This window comes from Streptomyces sp. NPDC001922 (assembly GCF_042891165.1).
Classification (GTDB): Bacteria; Actinomycetota; Actinomycetes; order Streptomycetales; family Streptomycetaceae; genus Streptomyces.
On record NZ_JBIASV010000003.1, the window covers coordinates 438,954 to 458,425 of the forward strand.

A 19,472-nucleotide genomic window follows, 5' to 3' on the forward strand; every position below is an offset into this window, starting at 1 on the left:
GCCGGATTGCGCCACCGGCGTGCTCAGCCGTCCCGCGGGGCGGCTCGGTGCGGCCGCACCGAGCCGGCCGCACCGAGCTGGTCCCACCGACCGGTCCCACCGACCGGTCCCACCGATGGTGCCGAGGCCGCGGCGACAGGTCCCTGCCGAGGCCAGAGCGACGCGCCCTCCTCAGGACGCTGCGCGGACACCGGTCGCCCCCGACCCCGCCCCCACCCCGACCTGCCAGAAGAGCGAAACAGCAGTGGCAGAGCGGTGAGAAGCAAGGCCGCGGCAGACGTACTGGTGGTGGCACGGCAGCAGCACCCACGAAGTCGAGGTATCCCTTGTGAGCACCACCGGAACAGAGACCGTCCGGGTCGACCACCACGACGCGGACGAGCCGCAGGGCCGGCGCATCACCTCACCCCTCGTTCTGACCATGCTGCTGCTCCTGGTACTCACGGCGCAGGGGCCGCTCCGCCGGGCCCTGGCCGCGCCGGTGATCCAGAGCTGGACGACCGTGTTCGTCGCGGTGTTCGTGCAGGCGCTGCCCTTCCTCGTGCTCGGGGTGCTGCTGTCGGCGGTCATCGCGGTGTTCGTCCCGCCGGCGTTCTTCGCCCGCGCGCTGCCGCGCCGGCCCGCCCTCGCGGTGCCGGTCGCCGGCGTGGCCGGGGCGGTGCTGCCGGGCTGCGAGTGCGCCTCCGTGCCTGTGGCCGGGGCGCTGATGCGGCGGGGGATCACCCCCGCGGCGGCGCTGGCGTTCCTGCTCTCCGCTCCGGCGATCAACCCGATCGTGCTGACCGCCACCGCTGTCGCCTTCCCCCGCAATCCGGAGATGGTTCTCGCCCGCTTCGTGGCGAGTCTGCTGCTGGCCTGTGCGATGGGCTGGCTGTGGCAGCGGCTGGGCCGGACCGACTGGCTGCGCCCACCGGCCCGTCCGTCCGCCGACGGCCTGGGCAAGGGGGCGGCGTTCTGGGGGTCGGTACGGCACGACGTGATGCACGCCGGGGGCTTCCTCGTCGTGGGGGCCATGGCCGCGGCCACCCTCAAGTCCGTGGTTCCGGCCACCTGGTTGCAGCGGGCGGCGGACAGCCCGGTGGTGTCGGTCCTCGTCCTGGCGGTCCTCGCGGTGCTGCTGTCGATCTGCTCCGAGGCGGACGCGTTCGTGGCCGCGTCGCTGTCGCAGTTCTCGCTCACCGCCCGGCTGGCGTTCCTCGTCGTCGGCCCGACGATCGATCTGAAGCTGCTCGCCATGCAGGCCGCCACCTTCGGCCGGGGGTTCGCGCTGCGGTTCGCCCCGGCCACCTTCGCCCTGGCCGTTCTTCTGTCGTCCCTGGCCGGGGCGGTGGCGCTGTGAACCGGCAGGCACAAGCGGTGGTGCTGTTCCTGGTCGGCGGGGCGATGCTGCGCGCCGGGCTCACCGACCTCCACCTGCGCTACGTCAAGGCCGGATTGCGCCCGTTGGTGCTGGTGGCGGGTGCCGTGCTGATCGTCGCCGCCGTCGCCACCGCCTGGTACGAACTACGCCGGCCGCGCACCGCCGAGAACCGCCCGGCCGAGGAGCACCCGGCCGACGGGGACTGCCACGGCGGGCCCGGTCACACCCACCGGGAACCCCGCGTGTCCTGGCTGCTCGTTCTGCCGCTGTGCGCGCTCGTCCTGGTCGCCCCGCCGGCCCTGGGCTCCTACAGCGCCATGCGAACGGGGACGGCCCTGCAGAAGCCCTGGGGTTTCCCCGCCCTCCCCGACGGCGCCCCCGTCCGGCTCGACGTCGTGGACTACGCCGGCCGCGCGGCCTACGACCACGGGCGGTCCCTCGGCGGCCGGCAGGTCACCGTGACCGGCTTCGTCGCCCTCGACCGGAGCGGCACGCCCCATCTGACCCGCATGGTTCTCAACTGCTGCGCCGCCGACGCCCAGCCCGTCAAGATCGGGCTGTCCGGCAAGGTGCCCCCGGTGCTGCAACCGGACGCCTGGCTCGAAGTCACCGGCACCTACACCGGCAAGCGGACCAGGGACCCGGTCAACGGCGGCATCATCCCGTACCTCGAGGTCAGCGGGGCCCGACCGGTCCCGGCCCCGCGCGACCCGTACCAGAACTGACCACGGGCGCGGGTACGGGTACGGCACGGCGGGAGGCGGTGCGGACGGCGGACGGGCCGGTCAGCGCCCGGGGAGCGGCAGCAGCCCGCGCTCGTAGGCGCGCATCAGCCGGCGCGGCACCTGGTACTCCACACCGTCGACGTGGATCGGGGCGAGGTCGGGGGTGCTCGCCTTCCACTGCGCGCGACGGGTGCGGGTGTTGCTGCGGGACATCTTGCGCTTGGGCACGGCCATGGGTGGAACCTCCTGAAGGACGTCGGGAGACACGCACGCTACATGAAAATGAATGTCATGAACAACAAGCGTCGAAGGCCCTGCCCGGCGCGATCCCTGCGTCCCGTCTCCTTCACGCGCGATGCGTCCGGACGAACGATCACGTCGGGCGGCGCCTGCTCACCACCGGGGCCACTGCCCACCATCGCCCGGCGTCAGGATGCCGAGCAGCGGACCCCAGGCAGCCAGGGGCAGATACGCGACCCAGAAGGCGACGACCTGCCAGCCGTGCTCGGCCAGTTCGTCGGGCTCCCCGGTGATCTTCAGGCCGAAGGCCGACATCACCATCGCGTACACGAAGACCAGCAGCCCCACCGAGCCGAGACCGGCTGGAACGACGGCTGCCAGGACCGGCACCCGGCGTCCGCGCAGGCCGGCACCTGCCGCAGCGCGCCCGACGCCCCTCACCGGCTCAGTCGGCCAGGCCCCCGGCGAACGGCAGCGTCCGCCAGTGCTCGACGGACGGCTTCAGCGCCTCGACGAGCAGGGGCAGTTGCGGCGCGAGCGCGAGGCACGCCACCATTCGGGCCATCCCGACGGCGTTGACCAGGCGCAGTACACGCTCGTCCAGCTGCCGCAGGCCTCTGCGGCGCGCGGCGGAGTTGTACGCGGCCTCGCAGTCGGGGCCGAGCGCGGCCAGGTCCCACTCGACCGGACCGAGCGTGACCAGTTCGAAGTCGGCGTACAACTCGCCGTCGGCCGTGGCGACGATGTTGACCGCGGGGGCGTCCCCGTGGATCGGCTGGAGGTCGGCTCCGGGGAACGCCGCCTCGAACCCGGCGCGCGAGGCGGCCATCGGCTCCAGGACCTCCCATTCCCGTCGCGCGCGGTCGAGATCGGCCGGGCCGAGGAGGTCGGGCCGCGATTCCAGGGCGGCGAGTCCCCCCGTGGTGAATTCCGGTTCGGCCGTCGCCAGGAACGGCAGATCACCCGGATAGTCCCGCAGCGCGGCGTGCAGGCCGGCCACCAGGCCGGAGTTGCGCACATAGTCGGGCTCGACGCTCCGGTGCTCGACGAACTGCCAGAACGTCATCGAGAAGCCGTCGCGCCCCACGGGTTCCCGCGGCACCAGCGGACTGGGCGGAATCACCGGGGTGCCCCGTTCCGCCAGCCACGCCACCACATCGAGCTCCACCCGCTGCCGCGCCGCCTGGGTGTCGCGGTCGATGTACGGCGGCAGGACCGTGGGCACCCGGACCACCACCGGTGACGGAGCGAGGTGCACGACAACGGAGAACACGTCGTGGAGCACCCTCGCATCGGTCACCGTGAGCCCGAGGTCGCGCCCGGCGGCAACGGCCGCGTCGAAAGCCCGCGACGTACGGGCGGCGAGCTGATCGGGAGTCATGGATGATGCCATCTGCCCGATACTGCCCGTCCGCGCACCGGTCGTGCTCGGAATTATCGAGACGGCGCCGGCCGCCGGGACGGGTCCGGGACGGCCCCTCCCCGGTCCTCCGGTTGCCGTCACGGCCCGGCCACCTCGCGGGAGATCTCCTGTGCCAGCTTCACGATGACGGGGATCGCGGCGGTGATGAACAGGGAGCCGAAGGTCAGATCCCCCAGCGCGTAGAAGCACTCCTGTGGGGTGCCGTCGACGACGAGTTGGCTGGTCTCGCGCCTCACACGGAGTCCGCCGTGCGGGTGCACCGATGCCGCGGATGCCGTGATCAATGACTGCACCAGGGGCGCGGCGGCCGTGGGGACCCGGTGCGCCGCGACGGAGGTGGCGTTGACCACCGTGTCGGCGTGGATCCGTCCGCTTCCGGTGACGGCGCTGAATCCCCGGCCGGTGCGGCTGACGCTGTGCAGCCCGCGGACGATGCGGAGTTGGCCCGCTTCGCTCATGGCCGACAGGTGGGCGGCGGTGGAGGGCGGCATCGGGCAGCACAGCGAGTGGATGGCGCGGTAGTGGTGCTGCAGGAGTGCGGCGCGGTCCCGGTGCGGCATCAGCGGCCAGACGTCGACAGCAACGGGCAGGGTGTGTTGCAGGATGCGCAGTCCGAGACCCTGCGCGTCGAAGAGATCCAGTTGACGCCGCAGGCGGCGCGCGGGGTCCTCGTGCAGCGATGCGAATTCGGTGTCCAGCTCGGCCGGATCCTGTCCGGCGGAGGCGAGTTCGTCGCGCAGCACCCGGACGACCTCGGTGAAACCGACCTCTCCCCGGCGGCTCAGCTCGTGGAAGTGGCCGGGAGTGAAGTGCTGGAAGACGTGTGCGACCGGCCGCTGCCGGACCGCGGGCAGCACCCCCTGCCGGGAGAGCAGGCAGACGGGCCCCTGATGACGGTTGGCGCGCAGAGCGAGAGCCACGTCCACGGCGGTCAGTCCCGTGCCGAGGACGGCGACGGTGTCACGGGGGGCGATGCCCGCCAGGGTGTGCGCCACGGGATAGGGGTCGGGGACGAATCCCGGCTCCGGTCCGTGCAGCCGGAACCGGTCGTACGGCGCACCCGCTCCCAGGCACAGGACCACACGGTCGGCCCGGTGGGACCCGCCGCGCTCCGTGGTCAGGGTGGCGCCCCCGCCGCACGGAGCGGCGTGGACGACGCGTTCGGGGACGACGCGGACCGTCCAGCCGCGGGCCCGGAGCCGGGCCACGCTGTCGTGCGCCACCGACTCCAGGTAGTCGCCGAAGATCGCCCGGGCGGGGAAGGCCGCGGCGTCGAAGGGGTCGGCCCGCCCTGTTCCGCCGGCCACCGGGTCCGCCTCGCCCGCCGCGCCGGTCTCCCGCCGCCGGGCGCCGGCGAGCCATCGGTCGAAGTGACCGGGATCCCCGGCGCGGACCGACATGGCACGCGACGGCAGATTCACCAGGACGCAGTCGGCATCCCGCTGATAGGGGCGGCCGCGCCACAGGCGGTCCGACGGCTCGAAGACGGTGACGGCGGCCGGCGGCCCGGACCGCTGGGACAGTGCCTCCAGCAGACACACCGCTCCCCCGCCGCCCCCGACCACTGCGATCTCGCGCATGCGGACCATGCCGTGCACCCTCCGTCGGCTCGCGGCCACCGCATCGGTGCGCCACGGATCCTGCCGGCGCCATCTCCCATTCTGCTCGGGCGGGCACGGCCGGCCAGCCGGGGACGATCGACGGGCCCCGTCGCCGACGGGCTGCCCCGTTCCCGTACGCGCATTTCAATACGTGCATTCATGCGCACACATTGACTATGGTCGGTGTGCCCGCTGGTTCACGTCGTCGGGGAGGGGTTCATGCTGTCCGTACTGCGTCATCGCACCTATCGCCACTTGTTCGCCGCGCAGGTGATCGCGCTGGTGGGGACCGGGCTCGCGACGGTCGGGCTGAGCCTGCTCGCCTACGACCTCGCCGGCCCGGACGCCGGATCCGTGCTCGGGACGGCGCTGGCGATCAAGATGGTGGCGTACGTCGGGCTCGCTCCGGTGATCAGCGCGATCGCCCACCGCCTGCCGCCCCGGCCGCTGCTGGTGAGCGCCGATCTGATCCGGGCGACGGTGGCGTGCGGCCTGCCGTTCGTCACCGAGGTCTGGCAGATCTACGCCCTGATCTTCCTGCTGCAGTCGGCCTCGGCCACCTTCACCCCGGCCTTCCAGGCGCTGATCCCGAGGGTGCTGCCCGCCGAGGAGGACTACACCCGGGCCCTTTCCCTGTCCCGGCTGGCGTACGACCTGGAAATGGTCTTCAGCCCGGCGCTGGCGGCCGCGCTGCTGTCCTGGATCACCTACAACCGGCTCTTCCTGGGCACCGTCGCCGGGTTCCTCGCCTCGGCCGCCCTCGTCCTGACCGCCACCCTCCCCGCACGGTCGCCCGGCCAGGCCGGGCAGGCCCCGGGCTTCGTCCACCGGACCACCCGGGGCACCCGCCTGTTCCTGGCCACCCCGCGCCTGCGCGCGCTGCTCGCCCTCACCCTCGCCGTCGCGGCGGGCGGCGCGATGGTGATGGTCAACTCGATCGTCTACGTGCGTGACCACCTCGGACGGGCCACCTCGGACGTACCGCTGGCCCTCGGCGCGTACGGCGCCGGTTCCATCCTCGCCGCGCTCCTGCTCCCCCGGCTCCTCGGCCGCGTCACCGACCGCACCCTGATGCTGCCGGCGGCCCTCACCTCCGCGGTCCTGCTGCTCGCCCTGGCCGTCGGCACGTGGGCCCGTCCCGGCGCGTGGTCGTGGCCGGCGCTGCTGGCGGCCTGGGCGGTGTTCGGCGTCACCGAGTCGGTGATCATGACACCCACGGGCCGTCTGGTCCGCCGCTCGGCCGCCCCGGAGGACCTGACGGCCGCGTTCGCCGCCCAGTTCTCCCTCTCCCACGGCTGCTGGCTGCTCGTCTACCCGCTGGCCGGCTGGCTGGGGTCCACCGCCGGCCTGCCGGCCGCGGCCCTGGCCCTGGGCACGGTGGCCCTCGCCGGCGCACTGGCCGCCCGGCACCTGTGGCCGGCGCCGGACCCCGACCGCGTCCCCCACCTCCACACGGCCCTGGACCACGGACATCCCCACCTGTCCGGAGCGCGGCGGTCGGCTGCCGGGTGGCAGCACGCCCACGACTTCGTCATCGACGACCTCCACGAGCACTGGCCGCCCCGGGCCGGCATCGACCGACCGGTCCACTCCGGCCCGTCAGGCGCCTAGCATGTGCGTATGAGCGCACGCGTGCATGCCGCAGGTGCACACCCCTCGCAACAACTGGACAACGACGAGCGGCTGGAAACCGCCGCTGCGGTCCTCGCCCTGCTCGCCGACCGCACCCGGCTGGCCCTGCTCCAGCAACTCGTCGAAGGCGAGGCGGACGTGGCCACCCTGACCGAAGGGTGCGGGGCCGCCCGCCCCTCGGTGAGCCAACACCTCGCCAAGCTCCGCCTGGCCGGACTGGTCACCACCCGCAAGGACGGCCGCCGTGTCGTCTACCGACTGCAGCACGGCCACCTCAAGCGCCTGGTCACGGAGGCCCTCAGCGTCGCGGACCACGAGCTCGGACACCTGGCACCGCACGACTAGGGCGGTTGCAGCCGACGCCGGGCCGCTCACCGGGGGCGGTGTCGGACCGATGCCGGTGTCAGGGGGGCCTGCAAGACTCCCCGGATGACCACCGACTCCCTGCACATCCGTCAGGCCGTGTCCCCCCACGACCTCGACCCATGGCTCCGGCAGGCGCTGCTCGACTGCTGGGTCGACGTCACCAACGCCGGCGGCGCGGCCGGCTTCCCCTTCCCGCCCATCGACACCCACCACGCCGCCCCCGCCCTGGACACCCTCGTCGCAGGCCTGTCGGCGGACACCTCCCGCCTCCTGGTGGCCTGGGCCGAAGGGGAACCGGTGGGCTGGCTGACCATACGCCGCGACACCTTCCGCCTCACCGCGCACTGGGGGACGGTCCACCACGTACAGACCCACCCCGCGGTCCGCGGACGCGGCATCGGTGCCGCACTGATGGAGGAGGCCCGCCGGGTGGCGCGGGACGAGATGGGCCTGGAACAACTGCACTTGGCCGCCCGCGGCGGTGCGGGGCTGGAGACCTTCTACGGACGGCTCGGCTGGAAGGAGATCGGCCGGTGGCCCGGCGCCTTGCGCCTGTCCCCCGGCGACGACCGCGACGAGGTCCTGATGGCCCTCCAGCCCCTGTAGGAAAGGCGGCAGCCTTGGCTGCCGCCTCTCCTCCCAGGGATCGGCCGCCGCATTCCCGGACGACACCTGACCGGCCGTCCGGCCGCGCCTGCCCAGGGCACCCGACTCGCTCGCTCGTCCTTCAGGTCGTCGGGGGTACCCCGGGGTCCGTCCGAGCATCACCGTCGTGAGTCAGCGGCCGGCCGACCGAGAGATTCCACCGCCGGCGTCGGCCGCTCAGATCGGTTGCGTGCAACGGGCGGACGTCGAAACGCCAGAAGGCCTGGTCGGGCGCGGAGAGGACGTGGACCAGGGAAGCGCGCACGATGTCCGGTTCCGCGACGGCGACGATGCGCCCGCTCCGGTCGTCGAGTGAATCCAGCCAGGCACCGACCCGTTCACGGAACTGCCGCAGCGGCTCTCCCCCGTGCGGCGAGGCTGCCGGATCGGTCAGCCACGTCATGACAGCCTCCTCCTCGGAGGCCGCGACCGAGTCAAGGGTCCGTCCCCGCCAGCGCCCCATGTCACAGGGCGCGATGGCGGCCAGCGGTTCCGCGGCCAGTCCGAGGGCCTCCGCGGTGCGGCGACAGCGCAGCGAGGGTGAGGCGAACGCCGGCAGATCCCGGCCGACTGCGCCCGCCAGGGCCTCGGTGCGTGCCAAGGCCTCGGGGTCGAGCGGACTGTCGTCGTCGAAGCGGACACCGCGCAGCGCCTCGCTCGTCGCAGGTGTGATCAAAGTGACCCGAACTGTCATCGGCGCACCCTACGTGAGCCCGCTCCAAGGGGCGCACGAACGTGAGTCGCGCCTCACGCCCTTGGCCGAAAGTGCTACACGCGGTACGGTCACCGCGACATTCTCCATCACTCGACGACGGCGAGACGGAAGCCGGTGTGAATCCGGCACGGTCGCGCCACTGTGTGCTGCGGCGCACGCCCCTCGGGGCGGGCGCCCGGTGAGTCAGACCCGCGGACCGTCGTCATGCACCACCGTATGGGACGCGTGTTCCCTCAAGGAGGTTCCGCCATGGCCGAGGCCACTGTCTCTGCTGCCGTTTCCGCCCCTTCCCTTCCCGCACCGCAGTCCCTGCCCGTCCGTGCGGTACTCCCCTGGGCCGTCTTCGTGGGCCTCCTGATGCTCGTCGCGCTGTACTTCGTCGGCGCGGAGCAGGGCGCCACGTCCGTCTTCTCCGGCGCCGGGGTGCACGAGTGGGTGCACGACGGGCGTCATCTGCTCGGCTTCCCCTGCCACTGAGGGGCGACGACACGTGCACGCCTCAAGAATCGGAAATCTCCTGGTCCGTGGCATGCTCGCGGGCCTGGTCGCCGCCCTGTGCGCCTTCGCCGTGGCCTATGGTCTCGGCGAACCGTCCGTTGACGCCTCCATCGCCGTCGAAGAGGCCCAAGCCGCCCACGAGGCCCACGCCGGCCATGGTGCGGCCGCAGCGGAGGAAGAGGAGGAGGCCCCGGTCAGCCGGTCGGTGCAGTCGACCGCCGGCCTGGCCACCGGTGTCCTGGTGTACGGGGTGGCGCTGGGCGGCATCGCCTCCCTCGCGTTCTGCTTCGTCCTGGGACGCATCGGCCGCTTCACCCCGCGGGCGACTGCCGCGCTCACCGCGGCGGCCGCCTTCACCACCGTGTATCTGGTGCCGTTCCTGAAGTACCCCGCCACACCTCCTGCGGTGGGCAATCCGGACACGATCGGGAAGCGCACCACGCTGTTCTTCCTGATGATCCTGCTCAGCGTCCTGCTGGGCATCGCTGCGATCATCGTCGGCCGCCGCTTGGCGCCCCGCCTGGGCAACTGGAACGCCACACTCGTCGCAGGGGCGGGCTTCGTCCTCGCAACGGCTGTCGCGTTCGTGTTCCTGCCCGCGAACGAGGACGCGGTCAAACCGAGCTTCCCGGCGGCCCTGTTGTGGGAGTTCAGACTGGCCTCACTGGCCGTTCAGGCCGTGCTGTGGACGGCCTTCGCGGTCGCCTTCGGAACACTGGCCCAGCGCCTGCTGATGCCGGGCCTGCCCCGAACCGAGCAGGCGGCCAGGGACGTTCCCGCCGCTGGTTGACCGCGTTGCCGCGCGGCACACCGGACACGACCGTGGCCCCGCCGACCTGTTGAGGTCGAGCGGGGCCACGGCGCGTGCCGCCATCCCGCGCAAAGGGGCCTGCCGCAGCCGCGGCCGACCGTCGGCGGGCGCGGGCGTGTGCCCGTAGGCGCGCGGACCTGCGGCCTGCGCCTCACTTCCGAGGACTCACGTCGCGTCAACCACTCGGCCACAAAGCCTGTTCGTGCGATGGCACGGTTTGTTGCGATGCGCCCGTCATGGCGGTGGGGGCAGGCGCGCCGCGGAGCGCTGTTGCACTGCGTTAGCCATCCGTTAGCGGAACGTCAACCCGACCCTCGAAGATGATCTTGACGGGGCGCGCGTGAGGCTGCGTCCGACTGAAGCAGACCGATCCACGGGGGAACACCCATGCGCAAGAACCTCATCCGCACGACCACCCTGGCCGCTGTGGCGGTGACCGCCGCCTTGTCGCTGAGCGCCTGCGGGGGCGAGACCGATTCCGCCGACGCCTCGTCCTCGCCCGGCGCGGCGCAGTCCGCGGACCAGGGACAGGAGACCGACGGCGGCGCGGGCGGCAACGCCGAGGGATCCGGCTCCGAGAGCACCTCGGCAGGGGCGGACAGCGGGGGTTCGACGGGCGGCAGCGCGTCCGGCAAGAGCGGCGGATCGGCCGACGGCGGCAGCGGGGGCGGGGGCAAGGGCGGCTACGGGCAGGCCTGTGGGACCAACGACCTGACGTGGAGTGCCAAGTCCGAGAGCCAGGCCGGCGGCTACATCCTCATCTCGGTGAAGGCCAAGGCGGGGATCACCTGCATGCTCCCGGGCGTGCATCCGGTGGTGGCGTTCGGGTCCGACGGCACCGAGGCGGGGCCGGCCGAGCAGGCCGTCGGTGAGCAGGTGAAGCTGAGTGGCGCCACCACCGCCTACGCCGGGGTGAACCCCAAGACCACCAACACCGATGACGGCAAGGAGCTCAACGAGATCATCACCTCGGTGAGCAGGGACGACCGGACCGACCCGGTCAGCCTGACCACCGGCAGCATCACCGTCGACCGGCCGATCGTCACCAACTGGCACACCGTGCCCCAGGACGCCGTTCCCGGTACCGGCCTGGACAGCGACTGACGGCAGCCCGGGGCCCGGACGAATCCCCGACGCGGTGATTGCGCAGCCCGGGGCTCGGTGACGGGCGACATGCCCCGGATGATGCCCGGAACGAGGTGAGGGCCTCCTGCGGGCCGGCGTGGAGGGCGACAGCTCCACCGGCTCTCAGGAGGCCCTCGCGTTCAGCGCGACAACCCACTGACGCCGAGCGGCCGGGCGGGCCGGTTCGCGGTTCAGTGCGGCCGGCTGTGGGTGCGGGCTTCGGCTGCGGACTTCAGGTTGCGCAGCCATGCTTCGAGGCCTTCGCGGAGGATCTCGGTCGCGGTGGGAACGTCCGCTTCGACCTGGGCACCGGTGTGGGTCTCCTCGGTGCTCACCCGGACACCGCCCCTGACCTTGACGAAGTTCCACACATGGATGCCGTCGATGCGCAGCCCTTCGCCGATCGCGGGGCCGGTCCAGCGGATGCACGCGTTGCGCTCGACCTGGCGCACGGTCGAGGTGATCTCCAGGCCGGTGGCGGGAGTTGAGGGGTTGGGGGGTATCGGGGTCGTCCAGCGGAATGCCGAACCCGTGCGGAAGGGGCCGTGGTCGAGGCGTTCGACGGTCTCGACGGGAGGCTGCCAGGACGGCCAGCGCTCCACGTCGGTCTGCAGCCTCCAGACGGTGCGCAGCGGGGCGTTGATCACGGTCTCGGTCCGGTGGCGGACGGGGGCGTCGGGGTCGACGCCCTTCCCGCGGCAGGTCAGGGACGTGCCGGGCAGGGAGGCGTGGGGGCCGACGGCCCCGGCTGGTGCGGCAGCGGCACCGAGGAGACCGAGGACGAGCGGGACGGCGAACAGGGCAGCGCGGCTGCCGGTGCTGCGGGTGCCGGACATGGAGTTCCCCTCTGTCGGTCGGGAGTGAGCGCTGCCTGGTGCGCCTCTCGCGCAAGCACCGCACATCCCCCGTTGAGACACAGCTTGAGATACAGCTGGGATACAGCCTCACAGGTTCGTTAGAAGTTATAACGGCACACGGACCGGCGGTCAATGGGTGCGTGATACCTTCTCATCAACCCTTGAGGTTGTAGCCGGATGGATGGGGACGGTGGCAGGCCATGGCGACGACAGGCGCGAACACCCCGCGGGAGCGCTATCGGGCCCAAGTGCGGGCGGAGATCACGGAACGCGCCTGGGAGCAGATCGCCACAGCGGGGGCGTCCGCACTCTCGCTCAACGCGATCGCCAAGCAGATGGGCATGAGCGGGCCGGCGCTCTACCGCTATTTCGCCGGCCGCGACGAGCTGATCACCGAACTCGTCCGGGAGGCGTACCGAAGCCTCGCCGAGACCTTCCGCACCGCGTCCGCCGCGGGTGCCGGCCTGGCCGGGCTGGCACACGCCCTGCGCGACTGGGCCCTGGCGGACCCTCAGCGGTACTTCCTCGTCTACGGCACCCCCATCCCCGGCTACCACGCGCCCGCGGACACCACCGCCATCTCCTCCGAGATCATGAAGACCCTGCTCGACGCGTGCGCGGCACTCGCCCCGGACAGCGCCGCGACACCCTTCGACACCCACCTGGGGGACCACCGGGACTGGGCCGCCGGCCACCCCGCCCCACCCGGAGCCCTCCACCGGGCCCTGACCTTCTGGACCCGTCTGCACGGCGTCCTGTCCCTGGAACTCGCCGGCCACTTCACCGGCATGGACTTCGACCCCGCCCTGCTCTTCGCGGCCGAACTGGACGACCTGCCGGCACCCCGGACCTGAGTCGCGGGCGGCGCAACGCCCCCGGTCCGGCGCGGAGCCCCGACGGCGGGTTCGCGTGCACGACTTCGGGTGACCGGGGACCTGGTCCACCGCCGACCGCCACCGGGAGGCGCAACCACCTCCACTGCCGGGGTACCGCGCGGCGTCGCCCACCGCTACATTCCTTCGCGTTTGGTCAAAGCGTGCAGAAATCGTGGAGGAAGCGTGTCGAAAAGCAGAAGAGACGTGCTCAAAGCAGCGACGGTTGCCGCAGGCTTAGCGGCGTTCGGTGCCGCGGGCACCGGCTCGGCATCGGCAGCACCGGGGCGGACGGGGCGAGCACTCGCCCCGACGGGATCACGAAGAAGCAGCTTCCGGGACGCGTCGGGCAAGGTGACCGTCGCCGTCTTCTCCCGCCGCGGAAACCCGGCCCAGCAGCACTGGACCGACCAGACCCTGCTCGTCGGCGACGGTGACATGATCGCCATCGGCGGCGGCGCCACCGCGGTCAACGTCCCGAACGGTGCGCTGCTCACGGCGTCGTACCCCAACGACGACCTGACCGGCTGGACCGTCTCGTCGAAGGACCACAAGGTGGCTCAGCCGCACGAACTGGTCACCTACGTCATCGGGCTGAAGGTCGCCGGAATGACCCGCGACCAGCTGCGGCAGGCGGTTCATGTGGCGCGCGCCGACAGCGGCGTGGCCCCGCACCCCGAGGCCGAGGCGGGCATCCCCTCCTCCTCCGACTACGTCCTGGTCGGCGGGGGATTCAAGGTGAACTGGTCCGGGGCCGGCAACCTCGCCACGGCATCGTTCCCGTCGACGGACTTCTCCTGGAAGGCCCGCTCGAAGGACCACATGAGCTCCGACCCCGCCAACATCCGCTCCTACGCCATCTCCTTGCGGCGCGACCTCCCTGCGGGAAGAGTGTCCGGCGCCGTGGCCCGGGCGGAGTCCGCCCAGGCGGCACACCCGGCCGCCGTCGCAACACTGCCCCCGGGATACGCCCTCACCGGAGGCGGCGGAGAGGCACACTGGCGCTCGGCCGGCAGCCTGCTCTGGAAACTGGAACCGTCGACCGGCAGCACACCGAGCTTCGGCGCGGCCGCCAAGGACCACCTGATCTCCGACCCCTCCACGGTCACCGCATACGCGCTGGGCATCCGGATCGACTGACCGGCTCCTTCGCCCCTGCGATGCGCGGCAGCAAGGAGCGGCGTGAGCACGGCCTCCGTCGAGCACCCGCCCCGCCCGGAGAAGCAGAGCACTTGATCTGCTGAGGGCTCATCGCCGGGGCGGTTCAAGCCGAGGAGGCGCCCGGAGTCGGGCATGCCGGTCGGACCGTCACGGGGGGGCTTCTTTTCAGCCTCGACGGACGGCTCGCCATCGGCCGACCTTGACCGGTGCCGGCCGGCCGCCATGACCGGCGCGCGTTTCAGGCGCCCTTGACTGCGGTGAAGCGGTGGGGCTGCACCCGATCCCTTGGCGGAACTCACCTGGTCGCCCCCGGCCCCATCGGCGGTTTCGAAGAGATGCCCGAGGCCTTCTTCTGGCCATGTCGGCCAGGTGTGGTTGTGCTCCACGTCACTCAACGGACAGAGTGAGCGAGGTCATGCGCCGGGTATGGGTGGTTCCCGCCGCTGAGGCCATGATGTGGTCCGATAATCCCTTCTGTTGTGGTTCGGGGCTGGGAATCTGTGACAGTACGTGTGGGTGACATCCGGAAAATCCTTGAGTACGCGGCACCGCGAGGAACGGTCGAGATCCCGGCATCCGTCCTGGGCGACCACGCACCCGACGTGGGCCTGGTGTTCCGTGGCGGAACGATGCGGGTCGATGATGCCGTGTGTGATCCGAAGGCGTTATGGATCACCGGACAGGCAGCCACCACCGCTTCTCCGGCCCGGGTGCCGGTACGCATCACCTTCACCGCCGACAACGAACTGGTGACCGGGACGACGGCCGCGGCCGATCTCGGCAATGGCCGCAGGCTGCTGCTCATCGAAGGCGCTCCTGGGGATGCCGAACTGCCCCCCGGGGCCTGGGCGGTGGTGGACGGCCGGGCCTTGCGGCTGACCGTACGGGCCGCCGCACCCATGACCGATCCCGGGCGCCTGGACGGCCTCGGCCGGCCGCTGCCGCCGGCCCGCCGCCGGACGCCCGCCGAACGTGAACAGGACCGCACGCCAAGGGCGTTGGTCACCGAGCGGGGCATCCTCACCCCACGCCCCCCGGCCCGCCGCCGCAAGGGCGTACGGATCCTCGACTCACCGGCCGTGCGCGGCTGGTCGCCGATCGGCACCCCGACCGGCGAGAACGGCATCAGCGTCGACTATGTGAACCCGCCCCTGCGCATCGCCGGCGCCCTGACCGCGCTGCCGGCACCCCAGGGGTACAAGACCGTGGTCGGCGGCGTACTGGTGGTGGACACCGGGGCGTTCAACGGCTCCGCGATGGGCGCGTATACGGTGCCCGACGGAAACGGCAATCGTCCGTCGCTCTTCGCCTACGGATCGCTGGGCAGCGAGACCGGGTTCGGCCCGCCGATGTTCCAGGTGCGCGGCATCTCCGCCGGGTTCGGCTGGAACAGCCGGGTGCGGGTGCCGGCGGCCGACGCCCTGGGCAGCTTCCCGTTCATGATCGCGCTCGACAACCCCGGCGAGATCGGCGCCGACGAGGACGAGGTCGATCCGCTCACGGTGCTGAGCCACCTGATCGGCGGGGGCAATCCGTGGGTGCGTCCGCAGGAGGGAGATCTGTGGCTGGCCGCCGGTCTGGCCTTCGACTGCTTCGAGACCCTGCGCGGCCACGCGATGGCCCTGGTCCAGATCGGCTCGGACCTGTCGATCAGCCTGCTCGGGGTCGGCGGCGCGCAGTTGCCGACCAAGAGCGACAAGAAGATCGCCCGGGTGGAGATCGGCATCGAGGCCACGCTGCGGCCGCAGGCCGGGGAACTGAGCATCGGGGCCGCTTTCACCGAGAAGACCTTCCTCATCGACCCGAACTGCAAGCTGCGCGGCGGCATCGGGATGAAGTTCTGGTTCGGCGAGCACGCGCACGCCGGGGATTTCGCACTGCTGCTCGGTGCCATCCCGCCCGGCCGTGAGGTGTCCCCCCGCTACCCCAAACAGCAGCCCGCCGGCATCACCTGGGGCGTGGGCTCGACGGTCAACCTCACCGGCAGCGCGTACGCGGCGTTCACCCCGAAGTCCCTGATGGCCGGCGCGGGACTGGACCTGACCTTCCAGTCGGGGATGCTGCGGGCCTGGCTGCACGCGCGGATCGACGCCTCGCTGGAGTGGAATCCGTTCTACTTCGACGTGGGCGTCGGGGTCCGGGTCGGGGTCTCGGCCACCATCAAGGTGTGGTTCGTCAAAATCCGGATCTCGGTCGAGGTCGGGATCAGCATGCGTGTCTGGGGCCCGGCCGTGGGCGGCGAGGGCACCATCCACCTGTGGTTCATCTCCTTCACCATCCCCTTCGGCGCCAAGCGCCGCGACAAGGAGCCCGCGTTGGGCTGGGGCGGCTTCCAGGGCATGCTGCCGCCGCCCGAGAACATGGTCCGCACCACCCCGGTCACCGGGTACACCGGCGAGGGCGCCCCGCCCACCCGCGGCGCGGACAAGCCGTGGCTGGTCGACAACGGGGGTTTCACCTTCACCGCCGACACCCGGGCGCCCGTCAGCAAGCTCTACCTGGACCGCACGAGCACGACACCCGTCGCCACCAGTGACCCGGTGGACATCCTGCCCATGAAGGTCACGGACCGGGCCAGCGAACTGCGCGTCTGGCTCACGTACAACGGCGGCGAGGACAGCCTGAGCGACTGGGCCCGCACGGCCCTCCGCGGAAACGTGGCCAATGGTCTGTGGGGCGAGCGGCCGGACGCGCCCGGCGAGGGCCTGATCCCCGACCGCATCCTCGGGGTCCGGCTGGTGTCCCCGCCCGTGGACCACGGCACCTCCACCGGCTTCCTCGACGAGCTCGGGCTGGGCTTCGATCCCATCGCTCCCGACGGCAACCAGCCGTTGCAGGAGGAGGACGCCACGGGCCCGGTTCCGCAGCGGCCCGGCGGGGTCATCAGGACGATCCAGGAAGGCGTCGACACCGCGGGCACCCGGGCGAACCGTGCCGCCCTGGCCGACGCGCTGAAGGGTTTCGGCGCCGGCCTCGGGTCACTCGACGCCGATCTGAGCGCGTACGCCCGTGCCGCGGGCACCGCCTTCACCGCCGAACCGATGCTGGTACCCGCCGGCTGACCCGGCGGCTCCACCGCGCCCGGCCGGCTCGCGCGGACTCCCGCGGGCCGGTCCGGCCGCCACGTCCGGCCGCACCACGTCGCGCCGTACCGCGCCCCGTCTCCTGCCGCGCTGCCATACCTCCCGCCGCCGCGCCCTGTCGAAAGGCACGCCCGTGACCGCCTCACCCGAATCCGGCCCCCGGCCCCGTACGAGTAAGCCGCTGGCCCAGCACCGCACCCGGTTCTTCGACCACCGGATCCCCTCGCTGCACGCCGGCCGCTACCGCATCGACAACCGGCAGATCCTCAAGGACGTCGACGGCGCCGACCGCGTCATCGACGCCACGCCGCAGCCGTTCGACGTCGTCCAGCCGCGCTTCGGCATCGACCCGATCGGCATCAACGCCCGCTTCCCCGTACAGGACGCCATCGGCACGTACAGCCGGACGCTTCCGCACATCAACCTCGACGCCCCCGCACTGCCCTGGAGCCGCCCGTTGGGTTCCGGCCACGGTGCCGCGATTCCCTGGATGGCTCTGCTCCTCTTCAGGGAGGACGAGCTCCCCGAGGATCCCGACGCCGTCGGAACGGTCACCGCCGGCACCGTGCGCGAGCTCCTCACCGGTGGTCTGGGGCCCGGCAAGGCGCCCGTCCTGCCCGGGGAAAGCCTGCGCCCGGAGGAGTACGACGAAGTGTGCGCCACGGTCCTGGTCCCGGCTGCCCTCTTCGACGCGGTGAAACCGCTGCCCGGCGAGATGGGGTATCTCGCCCATGTCCGTGAGGGCGGCCGGCCCGATGCCACCCGGGCCGGTGACGAGCCGGAACCCGATGAGAAGGAACTCAACGGCGTTGTCGTCGCCAACCGCTTCCCGGCCGCGAGCGGCGGCCGGCACGTGGTGCACCTGGTCTCCCTGGAAGGGTTCGACCGGTACCTCACCGCATCCGCCCCCGCCGAGGGGGTCCGTCTGGTCTCCCTCACCTGCTGGGCCTTCACCAGCGAGCCCGACTCGGGCATCGGCTTCGGCGACGTCTGCCAGAACCTGGCCACCGTCGACGGCACCACCCCGCGCCCGGAAGAGGAACTGCGGCTGCGGCTGCCGGTCTCCGCACCGGCCCATCCGACGGCCCCGCAGCGCGAGGCCCTGGACCGGATGGCGGGCGGTGCCGTCGCCCTGCCCCAGCGCCTGGAGACCGGCGAGCGCACCGTCGCCTTCCACCGCGGGCCCCTCACCGCCCGGCCCGCGCAGGATCTGCCCGACCCGGCGGCCACCCGGCTCGACTCGCCCGGCGAGGCCCTGGTCTATCTGGAGAAGTACGGCGTCTTCGACACCTCCTACGCCGCGGCCTTCACCGCCGGGCGCACGCTCGCCCTGGCCGACGCCGCCTTCCGTACGGCGCTGATGGAGTTCCGCGCCACCGCCCGCGGTGCCGTACGCCGTCTGGCCTCCCACCCCCAGCTCGTCGGACGAGCGGTCTCGGCCCGGCAGCTCACCGCGCCGCTGGCCTTCGAGTCCTTCGACCGGATGCTCACCGACGAGGGCGGCACCCGCTTCACCCGGGCCGTGGACCGGGCCGGGCCGCAGCTGCGCGCCGGGCGGCGGCGCGACGCGGCCACCGGGGTCAGCCGCACCCCCGCCGATCCCCGGGCCCTGCTGTCCCGGCCCGGTGTGGCCGACGTCCTCACCCAGGCCGCCGCGAACGAGTACCGGACCGTGACGGGGTGGCTCGACGGTCTGCGCCGGCTGGAGATGCTCGGCCTGGAGCACCTGGTCCCGGACAGCCGGATGCTCCCGCCGGAGACCATCCGCTTCGCCTACATCGACCAGGAGTGGGTCCGGGCCGCCGTCGACGGGGCCTTGAGCATCGGTGTCGGCCACGCCCTGGACGCCGACCTCAACAACCTCGCCACCCAAGGCGGTCCGGTGCCGGCCTGCGCGGTGCTGCTCCACTCCGCTCTGGTCACCGACTGGCCCAACACCGTCATCACCGGCTACGCCGGCGGCACTCCCGTCGAACCCCTGCGCAGCGCTGTTTACGGCACCGGCATCCAGCTGCTGCTCTACCCCCGGGTGATCGACCGCTTCGAGCTGGCCGAACCGCCGCGCGGCATCTGCTTCGGCATCGGCGACGTCGGCACGATCGAGCTGCGCGAGATCAGCGGGGACCACATCGGCCACCCCAAGGAGGAGGAGTTCCCGCAGCCGGCCGGCTTCGGCCGCTTCCTGCGCCCCGGGGGCCGCGATGTCCTCAACGTCCAGGGCAGCGGCGACGCCCTGGTCCCCGCTCTGGCCGCGGCGCACGGTGTCGGGGGGATCTCCTCGGCCCAGTTCGCCCTGCAGATGATCAACGCTCCGCAGGTGAAGGCCTTCTCCCGGCCCTGATCCCGCCGCCCGTATGC

General features: G+C 72.2%; 18 protein-coding genes and 1 riboswitch. Of the genes, 12 read left to right on the forward strand and 6 right to left on the reverse strand.

Features of this window, described 5'->3' with window-relative positions:
- Positions 1–328: 328 nt before the first annotated feature.
- On the forward strand, positions 329–1,339 hold the full coding sequence (locus ACFYYR_RS07495) for a permease (RefSeq protein WP_388847982.1): 1,011 nt from the start codon (positions 329–331) through the stop codon (positions 1,337–1,339).
- On the forward strand, positions 1,336–2,085 hold the full coding sequence (locus ACFYYR_RS07500) for a TIGR03943 family putative permease subunit (RefSeq protein ID WP_388847985.1): 750 nt from the start codon (positions 1,336–1,338) through the stop codon (positions 2,083–2,085). The genes ACFYYR_RS07495 and ACFYYR_RS07500 overlap by 4 nt, the downstream gene beginning before the upstream one ends.
- Positions 2,086–2,145: 60 nt before the next feature.
- Here ACFYYR_RS07500 and rpmF read toward each other — a convergent pair whose 3' ends face one another.
- The 4 genes from rpmF to ACFYYR_RS07520 all read right to left on the reverse strand — a co-directional run bounded on the left by rpmF (position 2,146) and on the right by ACFYYR_RS07520 (position 5,328).
- A complete protein-coding gene (gene rpmF / locus ACFYYR_RS07505) occupies positions 2,146–2,319 on the reverse strand; it encodes a 50S ribosomal protein L32 (protein ID WP_388847988.1) in 174 nt (57 codons plus the stop codon).
- Positions 2,320–2,478: 159 nt separating this feature from the next.
- Entirely contained in the window at positions 2,479–2,715 is a 237-nt protein-coding gene (locus tag ACFYYR_RS07510) for a hypothetical protein (RefSeq protein ID WP_388847991.1), read from the reverse strand.
- Between the two features lie 55 nt (positions 2,716–2,770).
- Positions 2,771–3,718 carry a phosphotransferase family protein gene (locus tag ACFYYR_RS07515; protein WP_388847994.1) on the reverse strand — a complete coding sequence of 316 codons (948 nt, stop codon included), beginning with the start codon at positions 3,716–3,718 and terminating at the stop codon, positions 2,771–2,773.
- 107 nt (positions 3,719–3,825) lie between these two features.
- Complete coding sequence (locus ACFYYR_RS07520; RefSeq protein ID WP_388847997.1) at positions 3,826–5,328, reverse strand: FAD/NAD(P)-binding protein; 1,503 nt, start codon at positions 5,326–5,328, stop codon at positions 3,826–3,828.
- 240 nt (positions 5,329–5,568) lie between these two features.
- Here ACFYYR_RS07520 and ACFYYR_RS07525 point away from each other — a divergent pair, with 240 nt between their 5' ends.
- The 3 genes from ACFYYR_RS07525 to ACFYYR_RS07535 all read left to right on the forward strand — a co-directional run bounded on the left by ACFYYR_RS07525 (position 5,569) and on the right by ACFYYR_RS07535 (position 7,953).
- Positions 5,569–6,960, forward strand: a complete 1,392-nt coding sequence (locus ACFYYR_RS07525) for an MFS transporter (RefSeq protein WP_388848000.1) — start codon at positions 5,569–5,571, stop codon at positions 6,958–6,960.
- Positions 6,961–6,969: 9 nt separating this feature from the next.
- Positions 6,970–7,326 (forward strand): ArsR/SmtB family transcription factor, encoded by a 357-nt coding sequence (locus ACFYYR_RS07530; protein WP_388848003.1) that lies wholly within the window; start codon positions 6,970–6,972, stop codon positions 7,324–7,326.
- 84 nt (positions 7,327–7,410) lie between these two features.
- Positions 7,411–7,953 carry a GNAT family N-acetyltransferase gene (locus ACFYYR_RS07535; protein WP_388848006.1) on the forward strand — a complete coding sequence of 181 codons (543 nt, stop codon included), beginning with the start codon at positions 7,411–7,413 and terminating at the stop codon, positions 7,951–7,953.
- Between the two features lie 121 nt (positions 7,954–8,074).
- Here ACFYYR_RS07535 and ACFYYR_RS07540 read toward each other — a convergent pair whose 3' ends face one another.
- Positions 8,075–8,686, reverse strand: coding sequence for a histidine phosphatase family protein (locus ACFYYR_RS07540; protein ID WP_388848009.1), 612 nt, complete (start codon positions 8,684–8,686; stop codon positions 8,075–8,077).
- Positions 8,687–8,756: 70 nt separating this feature from the next.
- A riboswitch (cobalamin riboswitch) is annotated at positions 8,757–8,922 on the forward strand.
- A 34-nt stretch (positions 8,923–8,956) separates the two neighbouring features.
- On the opposite strand from ACFYYR_RS07540, the gene ACFYYR_RS07545 reads away from it, so the two are divergent.
- From ACFYYR_RS07545 to ACFYYR_RS07555, 3 genes are all read left to right on the forward strand, one after another.
- Entirely contained in the window at positions 8,957–9,184 is a 228-nt protein-coding gene (locus ACFYYR_RS07545) for a CbtB-domain containing protein (RefSeq protein ID WP_388848012.1), read from the forward strand.
- A gap of 13 nt (positions 9,185–9,197) precedes the next feature.
- A complete protein-coding gene (locus ACFYYR_RS07550; RefSeq protein WP_388848015.1) occupies positions 9,198–9,995 on the forward strand; it encodes a CbtA family protein in 798 nt (265 codons plus the stop codon).
- Between the two features lie 408 nt (positions 9,996–10,403).
- Positions 10,404–11,120: a DUF4232 domain-containing protein gene (locus ACFYYR_RS07555; RefSeq protein WP_388848018.1), complete on the forward strand. Its 717-nt coding sequence runs from the start codon at positions 10,404–10,406 to the stop codon at positions 11,118–11,120.
- A gap of 212 nt (positions 11,121–11,332) precedes the next feature.
- Here the strand turns inward: ACFYYR_RS07555 and ACFYYR_RS07560 are convergent, their stop codons facing one another.
- On the reverse strand, positions 11,333–11,977 hold the full coding sequence (locus ACFYYR_RS07560) for an SRPBCC family protein (RefSeq protein ID WP_388848021.1): 645 nt from the start codon (positions 11,975–11,977) through the stop codon (positions 11,333–11,335).
- Positions 11,978–12,198: 221 nt separating this feature from the next.
- Between ACFYYR_RS07560 and ACFYYR_RS07565 the strand changes: the two genes are divergently transcribed.
- From ACFYYR_RS07565 to ACFYYR_RS07580, 4 genes are all read left to right on the forward strand, one after another.
- On the forward strand, positions 12,199–12,852 hold the full coding sequence (locus ACFYYR_RS07565) for a TetR/AcrR family transcriptional regulator (RefSeq protein ID WP_388848024.1): 654 nt from the start codon (positions 12,199–12,201) through the stop codon (positions 12,850–12,852).
- A gap of 372 nt (positions 12,853–13,224) precedes the next feature.
- Complete coding sequence (locus ACFYYR_RS07570) at positions 13,225–14,010, forward strand: hypothetical protein (RefSeq protein WP_388848027.1); 786 nt, start codon at positions 13,225–13,227, stop codon at positions 14,008–14,010.
- A gap of 668 nt (positions 14,011–14,678) precedes the next feature.
- Positions 14,679–17,093 carry a DUF6603 domain-containing protein gene (locus tag ACFYYR_RS07575; RefSeq protein WP_388848030.1) on the forward strand — a complete coding sequence of 805 codons (2,415 nt, stop codon included), beginning with the start codon at positions 14,679–14,681 and terminating at the stop codon, positions 17,091–17,093.
- A 154-nt stretch (positions 17,094–17,247) separates the two neighbouring features.
- On the forward strand, positions 17,248–19,455 hold the full coding sequence (locus ACFYYR_RS07580) for a hypothetical protein (RefSeq protein ID WP_388848032.1): 2,208 nt from the start codon (positions 17,248–17,250) through the stop codon (positions 19,453–19,455).
- The last annotated feature ends 17 nt before the right edge of the window (positions 19,456–19,472 follow it).